Source organism: Tessaracoccus aquimaris (genome assembly GCF_001997345.1).
In the GTDB taxonomy this organism is placed as follows: Bacteria; Actinomycetota; Actinomycetes; order Propionibacteriales; family Propionibacteriaceae; genus Arachnia; species Arachnia aquimaris.
Genome location: NZ_CP019606.1, coordinates 3,339,226 through 3,357,249, shown reverse-complemented (window position 1 = coordinate 3,357,249; position 18,024 = coordinate 3,339,226). Strand labels below are relative to the sequence as shown.

Sequence of the window (18,024 nt, the reverse complement as noted above, 5' to 3'; positions counted from 1 at the left end):
CTCGCCGAGCGCCGGGGTCCGGCGGGCGGGCCAGGGCACCGTCGGGGCCATCTAGACTCTGAGGCATGCTCACCGTCCTGTCGCCCGCGAAGTCTCTCGACTACGAGTCGAAACTGCCGACCCGCAAGCACTCGGAGCCGCGACTGCTGGGCCAGTCCGACGGGCTCATCGAGATCATGCGGACCAAGACGCCCGCCGACATCTCCCACCTGATGCACATCTCCGACGACCTGGCGCACCTGAACGCGACCCGCTATGCGCAGTGGTCTCGCGAGCACACGCTGAAGAACTCCCGCCAGGCAGTCCTCGCCTTCAACGGCGACGTGTACCAGGGGATGCAGGCCTACGACTTCGACGCGCGCGACTTCACCGACGCCCAGAAGACCCTGCGGATCCTGTCGGGGCTCTACGGGCTGCTGCGCCCGCTCGACCTGATCGAGCCCTACCGCCTCGAGATGGGCACCAAGCTCGCCTCGAGCCGGGGTCGCACGCTGTACGACTGGTGGGGAACGCAGGTGACCGACCTGCTTGCCAAGGATCTGGAGGCCTCCCCCGGTTCGCCGGTGCTGGTGAACCTCGCGAGCAACGAGTACGCCAAGGTGATCGACCAGCGTCGGCTCGGCGCCCGGGTCGTGTCGCCCCGCTTCGAGGACCGCGACAAGAACGGCGAGCCCCGCATCGTCAGCTTCTTCGCGAAGCGAGCCCGCGGCTCGATGGCAGGCTGGATGGTACGCAACCGGGTCCGCTCGGCCGCCAAGCTCGCCGACTTCGACGTCGACGGTTACTCCTACGACGAGGCCCGTTCCAGCAGGAACGAGCCGGTCTTCGTCCGCTGACCACCCGCCGGTCGCGCCGCGCCAAGGCGTGCAGCGCCGGAGCTCGGTCGAGACCGACTCGCGTCCGGGCAGCGACCCGGCCCATGATCCGGGGCCTCTCACGAGGTTTCGAACGATGCCAGCCGCTCCGCGCCGACCATGACTCACCCAGCAGACCCGAACCCAATCGGACCCCTCGACAAGCTCGGGGAACGGGTCCCAGCCCACGTCACGAGGGTTTCGACGCAGCACACGCGCGACTACGTCGCGGCGGCTGGCTCAACCAGCCAGCCGCTGGTTGAGCCGCGCCAAGGCGCGAAGCGCCGCAACACCCGCCGACCGTGGGTTGAGCCGCGCCAAGGCGCGAAGCGCCGCAACACCCGCCGACCGTGGGTTGAGCCGCGCCAAGGCGCGAAGCGCCGCAACGCGCGTCGAAACCAACCCGCGCCCGGGCAGAGACCCGGCCCATGATCCTGGGCCTCTCACGAGGTCTCGCCCGATGCCGGCCGCTCCGCGCCATGGCTCAACAAGCGGACCCGTCCCCAATCGGACCCCTCGACAAGCTCGGGGAACGGGTCCCAGCCCACGTCACGAAGGTTTCGACGCAGCACGCGCGCGACTACGTCGCGGCGACTGGCTCAACCAGCGGCTCGGGGAACGGGTCCCAGCCCACGTCACCAAGGTTTCGCCCGCTGCCGGCCGCTCCGCGCCATGGCTCAACAAGCAGACCCGAATCCAATCGGACCCCTCGACCAGCTCGGGGAACGGGTCCCCACCCACGTCACCAAGGTTTCGACCGAGGCCGGCCGCTCCGCGCCATGGCTCAACAAGCGGACCCGACCACAGTCGGACCCCTCGACAAGCTCGGGGAACGGGTCCCCACCCACGTCACGAAGGTTTCGACGCATCACGCGCGCGACTGCGTCGCGGCGGCTGGCTCAGCCAACGGGCACAGAAATGGGGACGAGCGGCAACTGCCGTCTCGTCCCCTCCCCAAGAGTTGCCGTCAGCTGTAGGCGAAGAAGATCCCGAACATGACGACGTACATCAGGATGATCAGCGACCACATCACGATCCAGATGATCGAGAACACCTTGCCGAGCGTGTAGCCCGTCTTCAACTGGCCGCCCCACTCGTAGGGTGCGCCCGCTTCGATCTCCTTCTTCGCCTGAGCGCCCATGTACCAGGCGACGAACGAGGTGATCGAGGTGAAGATGCCCACGATGCCCAGGATGAACACCATCTGCGACTGCGGGTGGTCCATCTTGGCGTAACCGTAGGGCTGCTGGTAGGGCTGCATGCCGTAGCCGGGTTGGGGCTGTCCGTAGCCGGGCTGGGGCTGACCGTAGCCGTAGTTGGGAGCCTGTTGACCGTAGTTCGGCGCCTGCCCGTAGTCAGGCTGCGCGTAACCGAAGTTGGGTGACTGCTGCCCCGTCGGGGCACCGTAACCGGTCGACTGCGACGGCCCTTCGTAACCGGAGGGCTGCGAGTACGGATCCGCACCGCCAGGCTGCTCGCCAGGACGGAAGTCGGGTTGTTCACTCATGGTCGGGCCCCTTTCCGAGGATCGATTTCCAGTCTCTCACACGCCGGGTTTGCCCAGGCGTGACGACGGGCCGGACGCCGAAGCGTCCGGCCCGGGGGTTGCTCTGTGGGTCAGCCGCCGTAGACCGATGCAGCACCGAGGCCGGTGGCCAGCAGGATGATCAGCACGACGATGTAGAGAACGATCAAGCAGATGTAGATGATCGAGAACACCTTGCCCAGCATGTAGCCGGTCTTCAGCTTGGTGCCCTCCCAAGCGTAAGGAGCGCCCGCGTCGATCTCCTTCTTGGCCTGGCCACCCATGTACCAGGCGATGAACGCACACACGCCGACGAAGATGCCGACGATGCCGAGGATGAACACGGTCTGGGTCTGGGGGTGCTCCTGGCCTCCATAGCCGCCGGCTGCGCCATAGGCGGGGGGCTGCTGGCCGTAGCCGGGCTGCGGCTGACCGTAGTCCTGGCCGTAGTTCGGCGACTGCTGCGGATCGGGCTGGCCGTAGCCACCAGGCTGAGTCATGTCTTCTCCTATTTTCTCACGACACTTGCGTGACGATTCTGGATCATGACGGGGTCAACTAGCAATAGCCGCTTCCCAATCGGCCATTAGCCGAACATGATCCCCAGCATCATGAGTCCGAAAAGGAGGATCCCGAAGACCGAGTAGATGATCCCGACGACGTAGCCGAACTGGGCGAACCCCGAGAAGCGGTACGGGGCCCCGCGCGCAATTTCCTTCTTGGCCTTCGCACCCAGGTACCACGCGACGGGGGCCGTTACCCACACGCCGAAGCTGACCACGCCAAGGACACCCACCGTCGTGCTCGACGGGTGCTCCGGAACGACCGGGCCGTAGCTGTAGGGGTATGGCTGCACCGGGTACGGCTGCTGGTACGGCACGACGTTCGGGTGGTAGCCGTAGCCGTAGTTCTGCGGCCGCATCGGCACCATCGGATGGGGCATGGGTCGCGGACGAGGCTGCTGCAGGTTGATTGGCGCCGGCGCGGGGGTCTGGTAGCCCGTCTCCACGACCGGCGCAGGGGTTGGAGTGACGTAGCCCTCGTCATAGACGCTCGAGGCTGCTGGCCCATCGTCCAGCACCTCGTAGGCCGACGAGAAGTCGGGTCCCGACGTCGGTTGGACCGACGGTTCGGCCCGCGGGGCGGGCTCAGGTGCCTCGACGACCTCCGGCTCGACGGCGGCCCTGGCGGGGGGGATCGGCTCGGTCTCGGGCGCCGCCGGATCGGGGTCGGACGGAGACGCTGACGTCTCGTATCCGGGCGTCAGATAGTTCGGCTCGTACGACTCATGTTCGCGGTCGAACGGCGACGAGGACATCTCCACCTCCTGCTTGGCGTTCACCCAGTGTAGGCAGATGCCCGCACACCCCCGTCAGACGAGGGTGTGCGGGCGGCTCGTCATCCCTGGTTCAGCACTGCTCGCGCCGCGGCGAAACGGGCGATCGGTACCCGGAACGGCGAGCAGCTCACATAGTCGAGCCCGGCCGAGTTGAAGAAGGTGATCGAGTCGGGATCGCCGCCGTGCTCACCACACACGCCGGTCTTCAGTCCGGGCTTGACGGAGCGGCCCTTCTCGACGCCGATCTCGACGAGGGCGCCGACACCGTCGACGTCGATCGACTCGAACGGGTTGCGCTCGAGGACGCGCTCCATGACGTATGTGGTCAGGAAGCCGTTCTCGGCGTCGTCGCGGGAGATGCCGATGGCCGTCTGGGTCAGATCGTTTGTGCCGAACGAGAAGAAGTCGGCGTACTTGGCGATCTGGTCCGCGACGAGCGCGGCGCGCGGCAGTTCGATCATCGTCCCGACGGTGTAGTCGAGCTGACGACCGGCCTTGGCGAGCTCGTCCTCGACGGCCGCGACGACGATCTGGCGCTGGGTGTCGAGTTCCTGGCTCAGCGCGACGAGCGGGATCATGATCTCGACGCCGACCGTCTCGCCCTCGCGGTCGAGCACCGCGAGCGCCGCACGCACGATGGCGCGGGCCTGCATGTCGGGAATCTCCGGGTACAGCATCGCGAGACGGACGCCGCGGGTGCCGAGCATCGGGTTGAGCTCGTGCAACTTCTTGACCTGCGCCAGCGTCTGGCGGGCCTCGGCGAGCGCGGTCGCATCGCCGCCTTGCAGCTCCAGCCTCTGGACCAGCAGCGACTGCTCCACCAGATTCGGGAGGAACTCGTGCAGTGGCGGGTCGAGCAGTCGGACGGTGACGGGAAGGCCCTTCATGGCGGTGAAGATGCCCTCGAAGTCGACCTGCTGCATGGGCAGGATCTCGGCGAGGGCGGCGGCGCGCTGGTCGGCGTTCTCGGCGAGGATCATCTTGCGAACCGCAGGGAGCCGATCCTGGGCCATGAACATGTGCTCGGTGCGGCACAGGCCGATGCCCTCGGCGCCAAGCTCTCGGGCCTTGGACGCGTCGTCGAAGTTGTCGGCGTTGGCGCGCACGCCAAGCCGACGGACGCCGTCCGCCCACTCGACGAGGCGGGTGAAGTCCTCGTTGATCTGCGGCGGGATGAGATCGAGCGCCTCGCCGTAGACCTGGCCGGTGGTGCCGTCGAGGGTGACGACGTCGCCCTCGTTGAGCACGCGATCGCCGATGGTCAGCGTCTTGGCGACCGGGTCGATCTTGATGCCTGCCGCGCCCGCCACACATGGCTTGCCCATGCCTCGGGCCACGACCGCCGCGTGGGAGGTCATGCCGCCGTGGGCGGTCAGGATGCCCTGCGCCACGATCACGCCGTGGATGTCGTCAGGGGTGGTCTCGAAGCGGACCAACACGACCGGCTCGCCGCGTTCGCCGCGCTCGGCGGCGGTGTCGGCGTCGAAGACGACCTCACCGACGGCCGCACCGGGCGATGCGGGCAGGCCGGTGGCGATGGACTGCTTGCCGTGATTGGGGTCGATGGCCGGGTGCAGCAACTGGTCGAGCTGGGCGGGTTCGATGCGCAGCAGCGCCTCTTCCTTGGAGATGACGCCCTCGTCGACGAGGTCCGATGCGACCTTGAGCGCCGCCGCGGCGGTGCGCTTGCCGTTGCGCGTCTGCAGCAGGTAGAGATGCCCGTCCTCGACGGTGAACTCCATGTCCTGCATGTCCCTGTAGTGCTGCTCCATCTTGTGCATGGTGTCGATGAGCTGCTGGTACGCCTCGGGGAGCACCTCCTGCATCTCGGCGAGCGGCCGCGGCGTGCGGATGCCCGCGACGACGTCCTCTCCCTGGGCGTTGACGAGGAACTCGCCGTAGAGGGCCTTCTCGCCGGTGGACGGGTCTCGGGTGAAACACACTCCGGTGGCGGACGTGTCGCCGCGGTTGCCGAAGACCATCTGCATGATGTTGACGGCGGTGCCGAGGCTGGCGGGGATGTTGTTGGCGCGGCGGTACACCTCGGCGCGGGGGTTACCCCACGACTTGAACACCGCGTTGACGGCGCGGTTGAGCTGCTCACGCGGGTCGGAGGTCCACTCCCCGCCGAGCGCCTCGTTGGAGATCTCCTTGAAGCTGCCGACGAGTTCCTTGAGGTCGGCTGCCGTCAGGTCGGTGTCGTTCTCGACGCCGCGGGCGTGCTTGAGTTCGCTCAGCGCGTCCTCGTACAGGTGGCCGGGGATCGACTCGACGACCTCGCCGTACATCTGGATGAAGCGCCGGTAGCAGTCCCACGCGAAGCGCTCGTTGCCGAACTCCTCGGCAAGCGCCATCACGGAGTCGTCGGACATGCCGAGGTTGAGGATCGTGTCCATCATGCCCGGCATCGAGAACACGGCGCCGGAGCGCACGGAGACCAGCAACGGCTTCTCTGCGGCACCGAGCTTGCGGCCGGTGCGTTCCTCGAGTCGTGCGAGGCCTTCGGCGATCTGCGTGTCGAGGCCCTCGGGCCACTGGCCGCCGTTGTTCATGGTCTCGACACATGCCGTCGTCGTGACGGTGAAGGCGTCGGGTACCGGAACTCCGACCTTGTTCATCTCCGCGACGCCGGCACCCTTGCCGCCGAGCAGGTTCTTCATGCTCGCGTCGCCGTCAGAAAGGTCGTAGATGTAACGATCGTCACTCATGGTGGGGAAATCTCCTTTGACTGCCCAGGTTGAAGGACAACTTCGTCCTTTTTCCAAAGCCTAGCCCCCATGGCGCGGGCGCGAGGGGCGGGGATCGTTAGAAGCAAACGCTTCACGCAACCGTGTCGGCCCCTGACGGCAGGGTGCCGGCGGTGGTGGGCGTAGAGCAGCGACCCGGTGTTCGTGCGCCCCACGCCACGACTGCGGCGGGCGACCAGGCAGGCGGCGCGACGAGGCCTTCGGTGCGCGGGTCACAGACCCGCGCGGCTAGGGGCGCCAGGAGTCCCCTGCCCGCACGACGCCCGGTGGACGGCGTAGCCGCGCGCCGACCTTCTTGGCGCGCTCGTCGACGATGTCGATGATCCGCGAGGCCGCCTCCTCCAGCGCGACGCCGGTCGTGTCGATGATGGGTGCCCCCAACTTGCGGTGGACCTTGGCGATCTCGTCGAGTTCGTCGTAGATCTTGACGAGGTCGGCGTAGCCGTCCTTGGTGCCGAAGCCACCCATCCCACGCACCCGCTCGCCGCGGATCTTCAGCAGTCGCTCAGCGTCCATCGTGAGCCCGATGATGCGCCACTTGTCGATCGTGAACAGTTCGGGCGGCGGCGCGATCCCCGGCACCAGCGGCACGTTGACGGCCTTGTAGCCGAGGTAGCCGAGGTAGATCGACAGGGGCGTCTTGCCGGATCGGGAGGGGCCGACAAGGCAGATGTCGGCCTCGTGCAGCGCGCCGGGCATCGCACCGTCGTCGTTGCGGACCGCGAAGTCGATCGCCGACATCCGCACGAAATACTCAGCCTCGACGCCGGGCGCGCGCATCGCGACCTGATCCGCCTCGATCCCCGAGATCTGCTCAAGGGCGTGCATGGCGTCGGTCATCAGATCGGCGACGGGGATGCGGGCGTCGTGACAGAAGTTACGCACGAGGTCGGACAGTTCCTCGTTGACGAGGGTGTAGAAGACGGCGACCGGGTTGCCGGAGTCGCGCACCTCCTCGAGGGCCAGGATCAGCGCCTTCGTCGAGTTCATCTTCCTGTGCCGGACGATGGTGAACTCTCGCGTGGGAAACTGCGCCACGGCGGCCCGGGCTATCCTGGCCGCGGTCTCGCCGGTGGAGTCGGCGATGATGTGGATTTCGAGGGCTGACATGGGCACACTCTAGGCCCGCTCACCGGCGCGCCACCGGCGGGGGCGTGCCGACGCCGCACCGCGTCCCCCCTCACGCAGCCCCACACGATGCCCGGCCGGCACCGAACGGATCGATCCGCGGGTGGTTGAATCGGGTTGTGACCACCGCCCCAGCCCCGTTCGAGGGTTGGGCCCCGGGCCAGGCGCAGTACCGGCGCATCACCTTGGGCCTGTTCCTCGCGGGCCTCGCGACGTTCGCGCTGGTCTACTGCCCCCAACCTGTGCTGCCGCTGCTGGCCTCCGAGTTCGGCGTCGGTGCAGGCTCGGCAACGCTCGCGCTCTCGGTCACGACCGTCGCGATGGGCGTCGCGCTGCTGGTGTTCGGGCCACTCTCGGACGCCGTCGGACGCATGAACCTGATGCGCGTCACGCTGCTTGTCGCGGCACTGCTCGGCACGGCGGTCGCGTTCATGCCCTCGTGGCCGCTGCTTCTGGTGCTGCGGGCAGCGGTCGGGTTCGCCGTCGCGGGGCTGCCCGCGGTCGCCGCCGCCTACCTGCGCGACGAGATCGCACCGAGGTCGGCCTCCGCCGCGACCGGGCTCTACATCGGAGGCACCGCGATCGGCGGGATGACGGGCCGCCTCCTCACCGGAGTGATCGCCGACGTGCTGGGCTGGCAATGGGCCATCGGGCTGATCGGGGCCATGTCGCTGGCGATCGCCGTCTCCCTCGGAGTGCTGCTGCCGCCGGCGCGACGGTTCCAGCCGACGCCGCTCAACCACACCGAACTCGCGGCCAACGCGCGGCGGATGCTGCTCGACGACGGGCTGCTGCGGCTCTACTGCATCGGGTTCACCGCGATGGGCGCCTTCGTGGCCGCGTTCAACGCACTGGCGTTCAGGCTGGTGGGCGCGCCGTTCAACCTGTCGGTCGGGGTGGCGAGCCTCGTGTTCGTCAGCTATCTGCTCGGCTCGGTCAGTTCGCCATACGCGGGGCGCCTCGCCGCGCGGTTCGGGCCGAGCCGGGTCGTGCCGGTCGCGCTGCTGGTCTTCCTGCTCGGCATCGGGTTCACGCTCCTCGACAGCCTGGCGGCGGTCATCGTCGGGGTGGCCCTCATCACGACCGGATTCTTCGCGGCCCACGGGACGGCCAGCGCCTGGGTGACGCTGCGGGCGTCGCGGAAGGGCCGCGGCACGGGGATGGCGGGATCGCTCTACCTCGCGTTCTACTACTTCGGCTCCAGCGCATGCGGGTCGGCGGCCGGCTTCATCTGGACCCACTACGGATGGCCCGGCGTCGCGACGTTCTCGGGCGCGCTGGTCGGCGTGGCCATAGCGCTGGCCGCCTCGCTGAGGTCGGTCGATCCGGTCAGGGCCACCGGAGCCGAGGCCCCCCGGCGGCAGCCCTAGATCTACGCAAGCAGGATCTCGACGCCGGCGCAGCGGTAGGCATGCAGGGCGTCGGCGGGTGCGTCGGCGGTCGTGACCAGGTGCGTGAGGTCTGCCGGGTCACCGAACCGGAAGCTCGCGGTGCGGCTCAGCTTCCCTGCGGAGGTGACCAGGATCCGTCGTCGGGACGCGGCGATCACCGCCCGCTTGAGTTCGGCATCCTCGAACGTGGTGCTTGTCAGACCGTCCTCCGGCGCAGCGGAGCAGGCTCCGAGCAGCGCGACGTCGGCACGGAAGTTGAGCACGGCCGTCATGGCCGCAGAGCCCACAAGCGCCAACGTGTCCGTCTCGACGGGCCCTCCGGGAGTCGAGACGCTCGCCCCTGGCCGCGACGCGAGCGCTGCTGCCGCATGGAGCGAGAGCGCAAGCACCGTCAGGGGCCGCCCGGCCAGTTCCTGTGCGACCGAGTAGCAGGTCGTGCCGTTGTCGAGGATGACCGACTCATCATCCGCGATGAGTACCGCGGCCCTCCTGGCTAGCGCGGCCTTGACGTGCTGGTCGGCCTCCCGACGGGACGCGAACGGCATCGGGGCGCCCCTCTTGAGCGGACGACGCGCGCCCCCGTGGGTCCTTTCGAGCGCCCCAACCGCGGCAAGCTCGGCGAGGTCGCGACGGATGGTGATGCTCGATGCGCCCGTCAGCCGCATCAGGTCAACGACCCTGACCTCTCCCTCACCCAGGGCCTGGATGATCGTTTTATGACGAAGTGATCGTTGCACATGATCATTCAAGCACTTACCGTCGGGGGATGTCCTCTCCGCGACTCGCCCAGGTCGGCGTCTCCCTGATGTTCTTCACCAACGGTGCTCTGGTGGCGAGCATCCTGCCCCGACTGCCAGAGGTGAAGGCAGCGTTCTCGCTCAGCAACACCCAGTTCGGCCTCATGGTGATCGCGATGCCGATCGGGTCGATCCTGGCGGCCGCGGCAGGCGGGGCATTCGTCAGGCGCTTCGGGGCGCGGACGGTGACCGCTGTCGGCTCGGTCCTGCTCGGAGCGCTGATCGCGCTCGCGGGGTTCGCGCCGACCCCGGTGCTCTTCGCCCTCCCGTTTGTGCTCGCCGGGTTCACCGACGCCGTGGTCGACGCGGCCCAGAACATCCAGGGAGTGACGGTCGAGGAATGGCGCGGCCGCTCGATCATCAACTCGCTGCACGCGCTGTGGAGCCTCGGAGCGGCCACCGGCGGCACCGTGGCGGCCTGGAGCGCGGCCAGGGGCCTTCCGCTCGGCCCCCAACTGGCGGTCACCGGGGCACTCTGGGCGGCCATCGCCATCGTCGCCAGCCTCATCGCGGGCACCCCGCAGGACGGGCAACCACCCGCCGAGGCAGCCGCCGGAACTGAGGCCGGCTCGCCGACGCGATCCGCATGGCGACTGCTGATCCCGATCGCGCTGCTGGCCATCTGCGGCACGCTCATCGAGGACATCGCCAACAACTGGGTCACCCTGTTCCTGACCAGCGAGGCGGGCGCGACCATCGGGGTGGCGGGGATGGGCTACACGGTCGTCCTGCTCAGCCAGTTCGTCGGGCGCATCCTCGGCGACCCGATGACGGACCGGTGGGGTCGAGGAGCCGTCGCCCGGTTCGGGGGTGTGCTCGTCGCGGTCGGCGCCGTGATGGTGGTGACGGCACCTGGGGTCCTCGCCCCGTACCTCGGGTTCGCGCTGACCGGCTTCGGGTGCGCAACGCTGGTTCCCGCGGCCTTCGCTGCCGCCGCCCGGATCCCCGGATTCGCGCACGGATCCGGCGTCGCGTTGCTCGGCTGGTTGATGCGACTCGGCTTCCTTGGCACCTCCCCGCTGATCGGCGTCATCTCCGATGCCGTCGGGCTACGGCTCGCGATGCTGGTGCCCGTAGCGGCGGGTCTGACCGCCGCGTTGATCGCTCATCTGGTGTGGCGGGCCAAGCGCGATTCAGCCGCGCTCGTCGGCGCTCACGGCTAGGGTTGTACCACGGTCGGCAACGACGCTGGCCGCAGCAGGAGGTGCAGTCGATGCAAACCGCAGACCCCGCAGCAGACCTCACGAATCTTGAGGTGTCGCTCGCCGTGCACAAGCCCCTCGCCGACGTCTGGTCGGCCCTCATGACCCCGCCAGGTAATGAGGCTTTGCTTGGCACCGGCGGACGACTGGGCTCCAAGGGCGACGACTGGCGAGCCACTGACGGCTCGTACGGCGTCACGCGAAGCTTCCATCCCATGGAACAGATCAGATTCTCCTGGCACGCGGACGGGGAAGCGCCACGCACCGTGGTCGACCTGCGCCTCAGCGACCAGGACGGGCACACCCGGCTCGACCTGGCGCAGGACCGTCTCCCGGTCGACGCCGACCTCGATGCCCTGTCGTCCCACTGGGAGGACGCGCTCACCCGCCTGGCCGACCTGGCCTGAGGCTCAGTTCCACAGGGTCAGCGTCCCGTCGGGGTCGATCGTGGCCAGGTGGCTTCCGAGGCGGGTGAGGCTCCACGAGTCGCGCTGATCCCGCCACACCCACGAGATCGCGCCGCCCTCGGTGAGGGCGGCCACCTCGAAGGTCGGCGACGTGTCGTGTGCGTCGTACATCCGCGCGATGACCGTTTCGGTGCCGAGCATCACGTCGAGCACCGGTGACGGCGTCGTCGTACGCCACAGCGGTCGCCCGGTCGACAGGTCGAGGGCGGCGACCCACGGCGCGGCCGAGTCCGCCTTCGTCGTGCCCCGGTCGGGGAAGATCGTCTGGGCGCCCTCGTAGAAGACCAACTGGTCTCCGTGCTCGACAAGGGCCGTGAACACCGACCCGACGGCCGTGGTCCACTGCGTGCGGCCCGAGTAGGGATCGAGCCGACGCAACTCGCCCATCGACTCGATGATCAACGCGCTGTCGGTCCCGAACAGATAGGCCGAGGCCGGCTGCAATCGCCACAACTCGCGACCGGTGCGAAGTTCGCGCCCCTCGAGCCGGCCATCGACCCCGAACACCGCCACGCCGCGGGCGATCACGAACCGCTCGACGCCGCGCGTCCAGTCCGGCGCCCGCCCATCGGAGGCGCGGAGGGCAAGCGAGTATCGGCCGGAACCGCGCCATCCGTCTGCACTGCGCACGAGCAGCAACCCCTCGCGCTCCACCACGTCCATCTGCCGCAGCGCGAGCATCAGGACGGCGTTGAGGGGCACCTCCCTGCTCCAGACGACTGCCCTCGGGTCCGGCGCCGACAGGCGCGAGACGGTCAGGACCCGCCCCACTGACCCGTAACTCGGCACGGCCATCAGCAGCGTCCCCTTGTCGCTCGATCCGAACCAGGCGTCGCCGCCGTCGCCGTCGGGGAGGGTGAAGCGCCCCGCCTGGGCGCCGGTCAGCCGGTCGAGGAGGGTCACCTCGGAACCTGCCTGGAGCGCGAGCCAGCCGGTGCCTGGCAGGTTCCGCACCAGCAGTGGCCCGGCCTGACCGCGGACGTTGTGGCGCCACAACTCGCGCCCGCTCGTGGGGTCGATGCCGCGGACGGCCGCGCCCTGGTCGCCGAGTCGTCGTTGGTGGATGACGATCAGGTCGCCCCCGATGCCGATCGCCGACTCGTCGTCGGCGAGCTTCGTCGTCCAGGCGGGCAGCGGTGCCGCCTGCAGCGTGAGTCGGTCGCCGGGCGGGAGTGGGGCGGTCAGGAAGGTGAGGGCGGCGATGATGCCCGCGATGATGACCAGCGCCGCGAAGACCAGCCCGGTGTGGCGGCCCGTCCACCGGGCTTCGGGAGCCGGCCGAGTCAATTCGGCGAGCTCGATCACGTCGTCGGTCATGCCTCCTCCACGGCAACGGTAACCACGGGAACCCTGCGTTTGGAGTCCTCCCGCGCGATCCGTCCGCAGAAACGCCGAGCACTGATCGGAGGCCACGCGCCGGTGGTAGTCGGCAGGGACGTCTCTGGGTGCTCTCGACGCGCAGAGCCGCGGACTGTGGGGAACCCGGGGACGGGTTCGCGGCGCGGAGTCCGTTCGTCGAGCCTGTCGAGACGTCCGAACGACCAGCGCGGGTTGCGGACCCTTCGACAAGCTCAGGGAACGGCGACCGTTCGTCGAGCTTGTCGAGACGTCCGAGCGACCACTGCCGGAGGGAGGGGGATCCGTTCGTCGAGCTTGTCGAGACGTCCGAGCGACCACTGCCGGAGGGAGGGGGATCCGTTCGTCGAGCTTGTCCAGACGTCCGAACGACCAGCAGTGGTTGCGGACCCTTCGACAAGCTCAGGGGAGGGGGATCCGTTCGTCGAGCTTGTCGAGACGTCCGAACGACCAGCAGTGGTTGCGGACCCTTCGACAAGCTCAGGGAACGGCGACCGGCCCAGGCCACCTAGGCGCGAGGCGTCGACGCTCGGCACCTGCACCACGGGTCAGCGGTAGGCGACGACCTTGCCGTCGACGATGTCGACGACGCGGCGACCCACCACTTGCGGGGTGCTCGCGTCGAGGCGCCACCGCTCCTCACCCGTCGCCAGGTCGATCGCGAAGAGCGCCTCGTCGTTCAGGGACGCGACCGCGGAGCTGTCGGGGTCGCTCGTCATGGTCCACCCGTCGACCATCACGTACCCTTCCCCCAGCGCGGTGAACAACCCCGTGTAGCCGTCGATCTCGTGGGACCAGCGCACGGCGCCGTCGTCGAGGGCCAGCATCGTGAGCGCCGCGTTGCCGTTGATGGTGCGCAGGTTGGACACCAGGACGCCGTCGCCGGTCACCCGGGCGACGGAGGCCATGAGCGGCACCTGGGCGCGCCAGCGCTCCCGCCCGGTCCACGGGTCGATCGCGGACACCGTGCTGGTGAGCCCGCCAGAGCCGGGCTCGAGGGTGGCGTCGGGCTCGGGTGCGTCGATGAGGATCACCGTCCTTTCGCCCGCCACCGCGAGCGAGTGGTCGCCCTTCACCTGCCACAACAGCCGACCCGACGAGATCTCGTAGCCGCTGACTCCGCCGGGTTCCTGGGCCGCCACCACGTCGTCGACGACTCCCAACCGCGAGGCTGCCGCGCTCCAAGGCGGCTGCTCGCCCGTCCTGGCGTCCAGCGCCAGCGCGAAGCCCGACGCATCGTGCTCGGGATCCCACAGGTAGCCGCGCCGCTCCTCGACGGGGCGGTAGCCGCCCTGGAACCCCGCGCCTGCGTCGTGTGTCGGGAGATCGACGCGCCAGCGCGGTTCGGACGCGTCGAGGCCCTTGAGCGCCGTGACCCTCAGCCCCGAATTCAGCCCGGCCGTCCAGGTCGAGGCGATCAACAGCCGCCCTGACGTCGTGCCGGAGAGCGTCGCCGGGAAGTCGCTTGTCTGCGTCGGGAGGGGCACGCGGCCGGCGATGCTCCCGGTCTTCCTGTTCAGGAGCGTCACCTCGGGGGCCGCACCGACGGCAAGGTAGGGCGTGCCGACCAGGTCGCGAACCTCGAGGCTCCGCTGGTCGGGGACCTTCGCCGTCCAGGCCTCACGACCGTCGGCCGCCTCCAGGCACGTGACGGTGAGGTCGGGTGCAGTCATCTCCACCAGGGCGACCCGCTCCGCTCCGCAGGGAAACAGCAGCGGCACCTGCCGAGGGTTGGTCAGGGGCCTTTCCCAGGCAACGACCGGGCCTCCAACCATGCCGACGAGGTCGAGTGGCGGGTCGGGGCGCGGCCACAGCGCGACTGCGAGGGTGGCGACGAGGGCGGCGGCGACCCCGATCGCGACGGTGGCGAGCGTTCGCCGCGGCGTCCACGTCACCAGGGGCCCACGGGTGGGCGCCTCATCGAGGTCCAGGAACTCGGCGCGCGCGTCGGCGCTGCCCGGATCCGCGTCGACCTTCATGCCCGCATGCTAGACCGGGCCCGTCCCCGCATGTGACGAACCCCGGTGTCTATCGCCGGTCCAGCCAAGGACGGGGCGGGATGGCCGCGGCAGGACTTGAGCAGCATCCGTGCCTCGTTGCGCGACACGCCGCGTCCTCGTGGCGCACGGCGAAACGACCACCGATTACTGCTCAACGCCAGACCCAACCAGCGCATCGGTCAACGGCAGGCAGCGGTCAGCGGCAAGCAGCGGTCAGCGGCAAGCAGCGGTCAGCGGTAGACGGTGATGGTGCCCGACTCGTCCTGGGTGACGAGGTGACGGCCGATCACCTGGGCCGAGCCGCGCTCGAGGTCGAGGCGCCACCGGTCCTCGCCGGAGGCCAGGTCGAAACCGACGACCGTGCTCTCGTGTCCTGTCAACCAAATGAGCGTGCTCGACTCGTCGAGGTCGCGCTTCTCGAGCACGGTCGGCCCCGCCAACTCGACGACGACCACGCCGTCGCCGCCCTTCATGAACCCGAGGTGACTCTGCGGGAAGCGCCGCGTCCAGCGCACCTCTCCGGTGCGGGCGTCGAGCGCCGACAGGACGGCCTCCCCTCCGTTCCATGGGTTGAACGAGTTGTTCTCCGCCACCAGGAGCGCGTCGTCCACGACCGCGGTGACGCGGGCCGCGTGGTCGAGTCGTGTCGTCCACCGCTCCCGGCCGGAGCGCGGGTCCACCCTCGTCACCTTCGCCGCGTCGTGCTGCTGCGTGCGAGCACCGGTGACGGGGTCGAGCGATGCGGGGACGGCGGTCGGCTGGATGAGGAAGAAGGCCCCGAGCCCTGCCGTCGCAGTCAGACCGCGCCGCTGCTTCCCCCACAACGCCTCGCCGGAGGCAAGGTCGTAGGCGACCGCGCCGCCCGCAGCGACCGTGCCGAGCACCACGTCGCCCGAGAACGTCATCAGTTCGCTGCGACGGCTCCAGTCGGGCACCGACCCGTCGACGGAGTTGAGCGCGAGCCCGAAGCCCGCGTCCGAGACGTCGCTGCGGTCCCACAGGAACCCGCCGTATTCGACGAGCGGCTCTCCCCCGAAGCTGAGGCCCCTGCCTGCGCGACCACGGTCGACCCGAGCGGTCCACAGTCCTCGCCCGCCGCCCGTGACATCGAGCGCATTGACGGTGATGCCCTCCCAGTCCCCGGGGGTCGAGGAGTTGATCAGCAGCGTTCCACGGTCGGTGAACGCGACGGCGCTCAACTCCCCCGCGTCCAGGTTGATCGCGGGCAGCCGCAGGGTCGCAACGTCGCGTCCGTCGTCGCGGGCGAGCACGCTCGCCTCCCCACGTTGCTGGTCCAGCACAACGACGAACGGGCCGTGCGCGGAGGTCAGCAGCCCCGACTGCTGCGTCGGGTAGCTTCTGCGCCACAGTTCCACGCCGTCGACGCTCCCGCGGCAACTCACGGTGGACGATCCACGGTCGGCGGTGCTCATCAGTGCGATCCCGTCGCCCGCACAGTCCCCGAGCCGCCACACGTCCTGGCCGCTGTCGGCATCGACCACCCAGGCGACCTGGGGTCGTTCGGTGAGCCCGACGACCTCGACAGGCAGCGGCGCCTCCGGCCGAAGGAGCGCGCCGACGATGACGACGGTGAGCGCCCCAGCGACGACAGCGGTCACGCGCGACTCGCGGCGTCCCCACCGACGGTGCGGAGCGCGGGACGGTTCGAGGTCAAGGTTCACCAGGTCGACGTCGGACGGCGACGACCAACGACCACCCTTGGCCGTAGACCCCATGAGGCAATGCTAGGACGGCCGGGCCGTCGTCGGGCGTCATCCGGGCGGTTCTGCCCGACGCGGTCGCCGCCGCCTCAGCGGTACACCGTCACGGTGCCGTCAGAGGCATAGGTGATCAGGTGACCGGACACGACCTGCGCCCACATCTCCTCGACCTCCCACAGCGTCTCGCCGCTTCGCAGGTCGACCGCCACCAGGGCCGTCCTTGGGATCTGGTCGCCGTGCCCGTCATCCGGGTAGGTCACGAAGTGAGCCACGACCGAGTCGTCGCCGGAGTAGAGCCCGGCAAGCAGGGCCCCCTCCCGGGTGACGTCCCAGAGTCGGCGGCCGGTGCGATCGTCGAGCACGCTCAGCCTGCCCACCGCGCTCTCGGGCGAGCCGGAGAGAAGCGGCTCCGCGACCAACAGTCGCCCGCCGAGTTGCCGCACCACGCCGATGTCGTAGTTGAAGGGCGAGACCCACCGTTGTCGCCCAGAGCGGGGATCGACCTTTGTCAGTCGCGTCACGCCGTGCTGCTGCGTGTGCTCCCCCGTCTCGGGGTCGAAGCCTCCTGGTTCGGTCCGGCGCGTGAGCAGGTAGGCCGCGTTGGTCGCCCCTACCGCCGTCACCCCGAGTTCGTCCTTCGTCCACAACTCGGCTCCGGTCGCCAGGTCGACGGCCCGTACCCCCGAGGTCGACTGGGCGGCGATCGCGACCTCACCCACGTAGGCGAACTGGTCTCCTTCGAGGGCCCACTTGGGGGTCGAACCGTCGTTGCGGTCGAGCACGAGACCGTACCCGCCCCTGTCCAGGTTGCTGCGATCCCACAGGTATCCCGCGTGCTCTTCGAGCACCGCCCCGTACTGCCCCAGGAGCGCATTGCCCGGCCAGCTCTCCAGGTGCGTGGTCCAGAGGCGCCGCTCCGGGTGGGAGGGATCGATGGCCCAGGTCTCTACCGCGCCCTGCTCGGGGTCAAGGTGGCTCGCTACCAGCGTCCCCTCGTCACCCGCCGCCAGCGCGCTCCATCCGCCGGCGTCCCAGTCGGCCCCGGGGAGGACCAGTTCGGCGACGCTCTCGCCCGTGCGACGCTCCAGCAGCGTGTAGGTGGTGTCGTCCGTGTTCCCGCCGACGTATGGCGGTTGCACCACGAGGTAGGGGCTGCCGGGAAGGTCTACCACCCAGGCTCCCGTCGACTCGGGGTAGCTCTTCTCCCAGGTCACCGAACCATCGGAGGCGCTGCGGCATTCGAGTGTGGGGCCGACCTCGCTCTGTCGGGAGAGCCCGATGCCCCCATCCCCGCACTCGAAGGCAAGCACGCCCTGGTCGAGGTCGATCCTGTGGGTCCACGCCCCCTGGGGCGCCGTTCGGAGACCCGAGAGGTCCACCGGTTGGCGGGGCGCCGGTCGTAGTAGTACCGCGGTCAGGCCGACCGCGACCAGCGCGACGCCGACGAGCACCCACCGCGACTGACGCCGCCCCCACCTCTGCGGGGCGGCGTCTCGT

General features: G+C 69.3%; 14 protein-coding genes. 4 read left to right on the top strand and 10 right to left on the bottom strand.

The genetic code is table 11. The features are described 5' to 3' along the window. Window positions 1–65 precede the first annotated feature (65 nt). Window positions 66–836, top strand: coding sequence for a peroxide stress protein YaaA (yaaA, locus tag BW730_RS15250; RefSeq protein ID WP_077687014.1), 771 nt, complete (start codon window positions 66–68; stop codon window positions 834–836). 985 nt (window positions 837–1,821) lie between these two features. Here yaaA and BW730_RS19540 read toward each other — a convergent pair. From BW730_RS19540 to BW730_RS15225, 5 genes are all read right to left on the bottom strand, one after another. Continuing rightward, on the bottom strand, window positions 1,822–2,361 hold the full coding sequence (locus BW730_RS19540) for a hypothetical protein (RefSeq protein WP_077687013.1): 540 nt from the start codon (window positions 2,359–2,361) through the stop codon (window positions 1,822–1,824). A gap of 110 nt (window positions 2,362–2,471) precedes the next feature. Continuing rightward, window positions 2,472–2,879 carry a hypothetical protein gene (locus BW730_RS15240; RefSeq protein ID WP_077687012.1) on the bottom strand — a complete coding sequence of 136 codons (408 nt, stop codon included), beginning with the start codon at window positions 2,877–2,879 and terminating at the stop codon, window positions 2,472–2,474. Window positions 2,880–2,965: 86 nt separating this feature from the next. Next, complete coding sequence (locus BW730_RS15235; RefSeq protein ID WP_077687011.1) at window positions 2,966–3,721, bottom strand: DUF4190 domain-containing protein; 756 nt, start codon at window positions 3,719–3,721, stop codon at window positions 2,966–2,968. Between the two features lie 56 nt (window positions 3,722–3,777). After that, window positions 3,778–6,426: a pyruvate, phosphate dikinase gene (gene ppdK, locus BW730_RS15230; protein ID WP_077687010.1), complete on the bottom strand. Its 2,649-nt coding sequence runs from the start codon at window positions 6,424–6,426 to the stop codon at window positions 3,778–3,780. Window positions 6,427–6,693: 267 nt separating this feature from the next. Then, on the bottom strand, window positions 6,694–7,575 hold the full coding sequence (locus tag BW730_RS15225) for a pyruvate, water dikinase regulatory protein (protein ID WP_077687009.1): 882 nt from the start codon (window positions 7,573–7,575) through the stop codon (window positions 6,694–6,696). 137 nt (window positions 7,576–7,712) lie between these two features. Between BW730_RS15225 and BW730_RS15220 the strand changes: the two genes are divergently transcribed. Beyond that, window positions 7,713–8,963 (top strand): MFS transporter, encoded by a 1,251-nt coding sequence (locus tag BW730_RS15220; RefSeq protein WP_226996848.1) that lies wholly within the window; start codon window positions 7,713–7,715, stop codon window positions 8,961–8,963. 2 nt (window positions 8,964–8,965) lie between these two features. Here BW730_RS15220 and BW730_RS15215 read toward each other — a convergent pair whose 3' ends face one another. Further along, complete coding sequence (locus BW730_RS15215) at window positions 8,966–9,721, bottom strand: DeoR/GlpR family DNA-binding transcription regulator (protein WP_077687008.1); 756 nt, start codon at window positions 9,719–9,721, stop codon at window positions 8,966–8,968. Between the two features lie 29 nt (window positions 9,722–9,750). Here BW730_RS15215 and BW730_RS15210 point away from each other — a divergent pair, with 29 nt between their 5' ends. Both BW730_RS15210 and BW730_RS15205 read left to right on the top strand, forming a co-directional pair. Then, window positions 9,751–10,944: an MFS transporter gene (locus BW730_RS15210; protein WP_077687007.1), complete on the top strand. Its 1,194-nt coding sequence runs from the start codon at window positions 9,751–9,753 to the stop codon at window positions 10,942–10,944. A 50-nt stretch (window positions 10,945–10,994) separates the two neighbouring features. Further along, on the top strand, window positions 10,995–11,390 hold the full coding sequence (locus tag BW730_RS15205; RefSeq protein WP_077687684.1) for an SRPBCC domain-containing protein: 396 nt from the start codon (window positions 10,995–10,997) through the stop codon (window positions 11,388–11,390). A gap of 3 nt (window positions 11,391–11,393) precedes the next feature. Here BW730_RS15205 and BW730_RS15200 read toward each other — a convergent pair whose 3' ends face one another. The 4 genes from BW730_RS15200 to BW730_RS15185 form a co-directional block, all read right to left on the bottom strand. Next, window positions 11,394–12,767: an outer membrane protein assembly factor BamB family protein gene (locus BW730_RS15200; RefSeq protein WP_077687006.1), complete on the bottom strand. Its 1,374-nt coding sequence runs from the start codon at window positions 12,765–12,767 to the stop codon at window positions 11,394–11,396. 587 nt (window positions 12,768–13,354) lie between these two features. Continuing rightward, window positions 13,355–14,785, bottom strand: coding sequence for an outer membrane protein assembly factor BamB family protein (locus BW730_RS15195; RefSeq protein ID WP_077687005.1), 1,431 nt, complete (start codon window positions 14,783–14,785; stop codon window positions 13,355–13,357). Between the two features lie 251 nt (window positions 14,786–15,036). After that, the gene (locus BW730_RS15190) at window positions 15,037–16,542 is read right to left on the bottom strand and encodes an outer membrane protein assembly factor BamB family protein (RefSeq protein WP_077687004.1); all 1,506 of its coding nucleotides are present in this window, start codon (window positions 16,540–16,542) and stop codon (window positions 15,037–15,039) included. A 74-nt stretch (window positions 16,543–16,616) separates the two neighbouring features. Next, a complete protein-coding gene (locus tag BW730_RS15185; protein WP_077687003.1) occupies window positions 16,617–17,978 on the bottom strand; it encodes an outer membrane protein assembly factor BamB family protein in 1,362 nt (453 codons plus the stop codon). Window positions 17,979–18,024: the final 46 nt, after the last annotated feature.

Coding starts and splice junctions, on each gene's coding strand:
- BW730_RS19540 (WP_077687013.1), bottom strand. CDS start 2,361: ATGAGTGAACAACCCGACTTCCGTCCTGGCGAGCAGCCTGGCGGTGCG.
- yaaA (WP_077687014.1), top strand. CDS start 66: ATGCTCACCGTCCTGTCGCCCGCGAAGTCTCTCGACTACGAGTCGAAA.
- BW730_RS15240 (WP_077687012.1), bottom strand. CDS start 2,879: ATGACTCAGCCTGGTGGCTACGGCCAGCCCGATCCGCAGCAGTCGCCG.
- BW730_RS15200 (WP_077687006.1), bottom strand. CDS start 12,767: ATGACCGACGACGTGATCGAGCTCGCCGAATTGACTCGGCCGGCTCCC.
- BW730_RS15210 (WP_077687007.1), top strand. CDS start 9,751: ATGTCCTCTCCGCGACTCGCCCAGGTCGGCGTCTCCCTGATGTTCTTC.
- BW730_RS15195 (WP_077687005.1), bottom strand. CDS start 14,785: ATGAAGGTCGACGCGGATCCGGGCAGCGCCGACGCGCGCGCCGAGTTC.
- ppdK (WP_077687010.1), bottom strand. CDS start 6,426: ATGAGTGACGATCGTTACATCTACGACCTTTCTGACGGCGACGCGAGC.
- BW730_RS15190 (WP_077687004.1), bottom strand. CDS start 16,542: ATGGGGTCTACGGCCAAGGGTGGTCGTTGGTCGTCGCCGTCCGACGTC.
- BW730_RS15205 (WP_077687684.1), top strand. CDS start 10,995: ATGCAAACCGCAGACCCCGCAGCAGACCTCACGAATCTTGAGGTGTCG.
- BW730_RS15225 (WP_077687009.1), bottom strand. CDS start 7,575: ATGTCAGCCCTCGAAATCCACATCATCGCCGACTCCACCGGCGAGACC.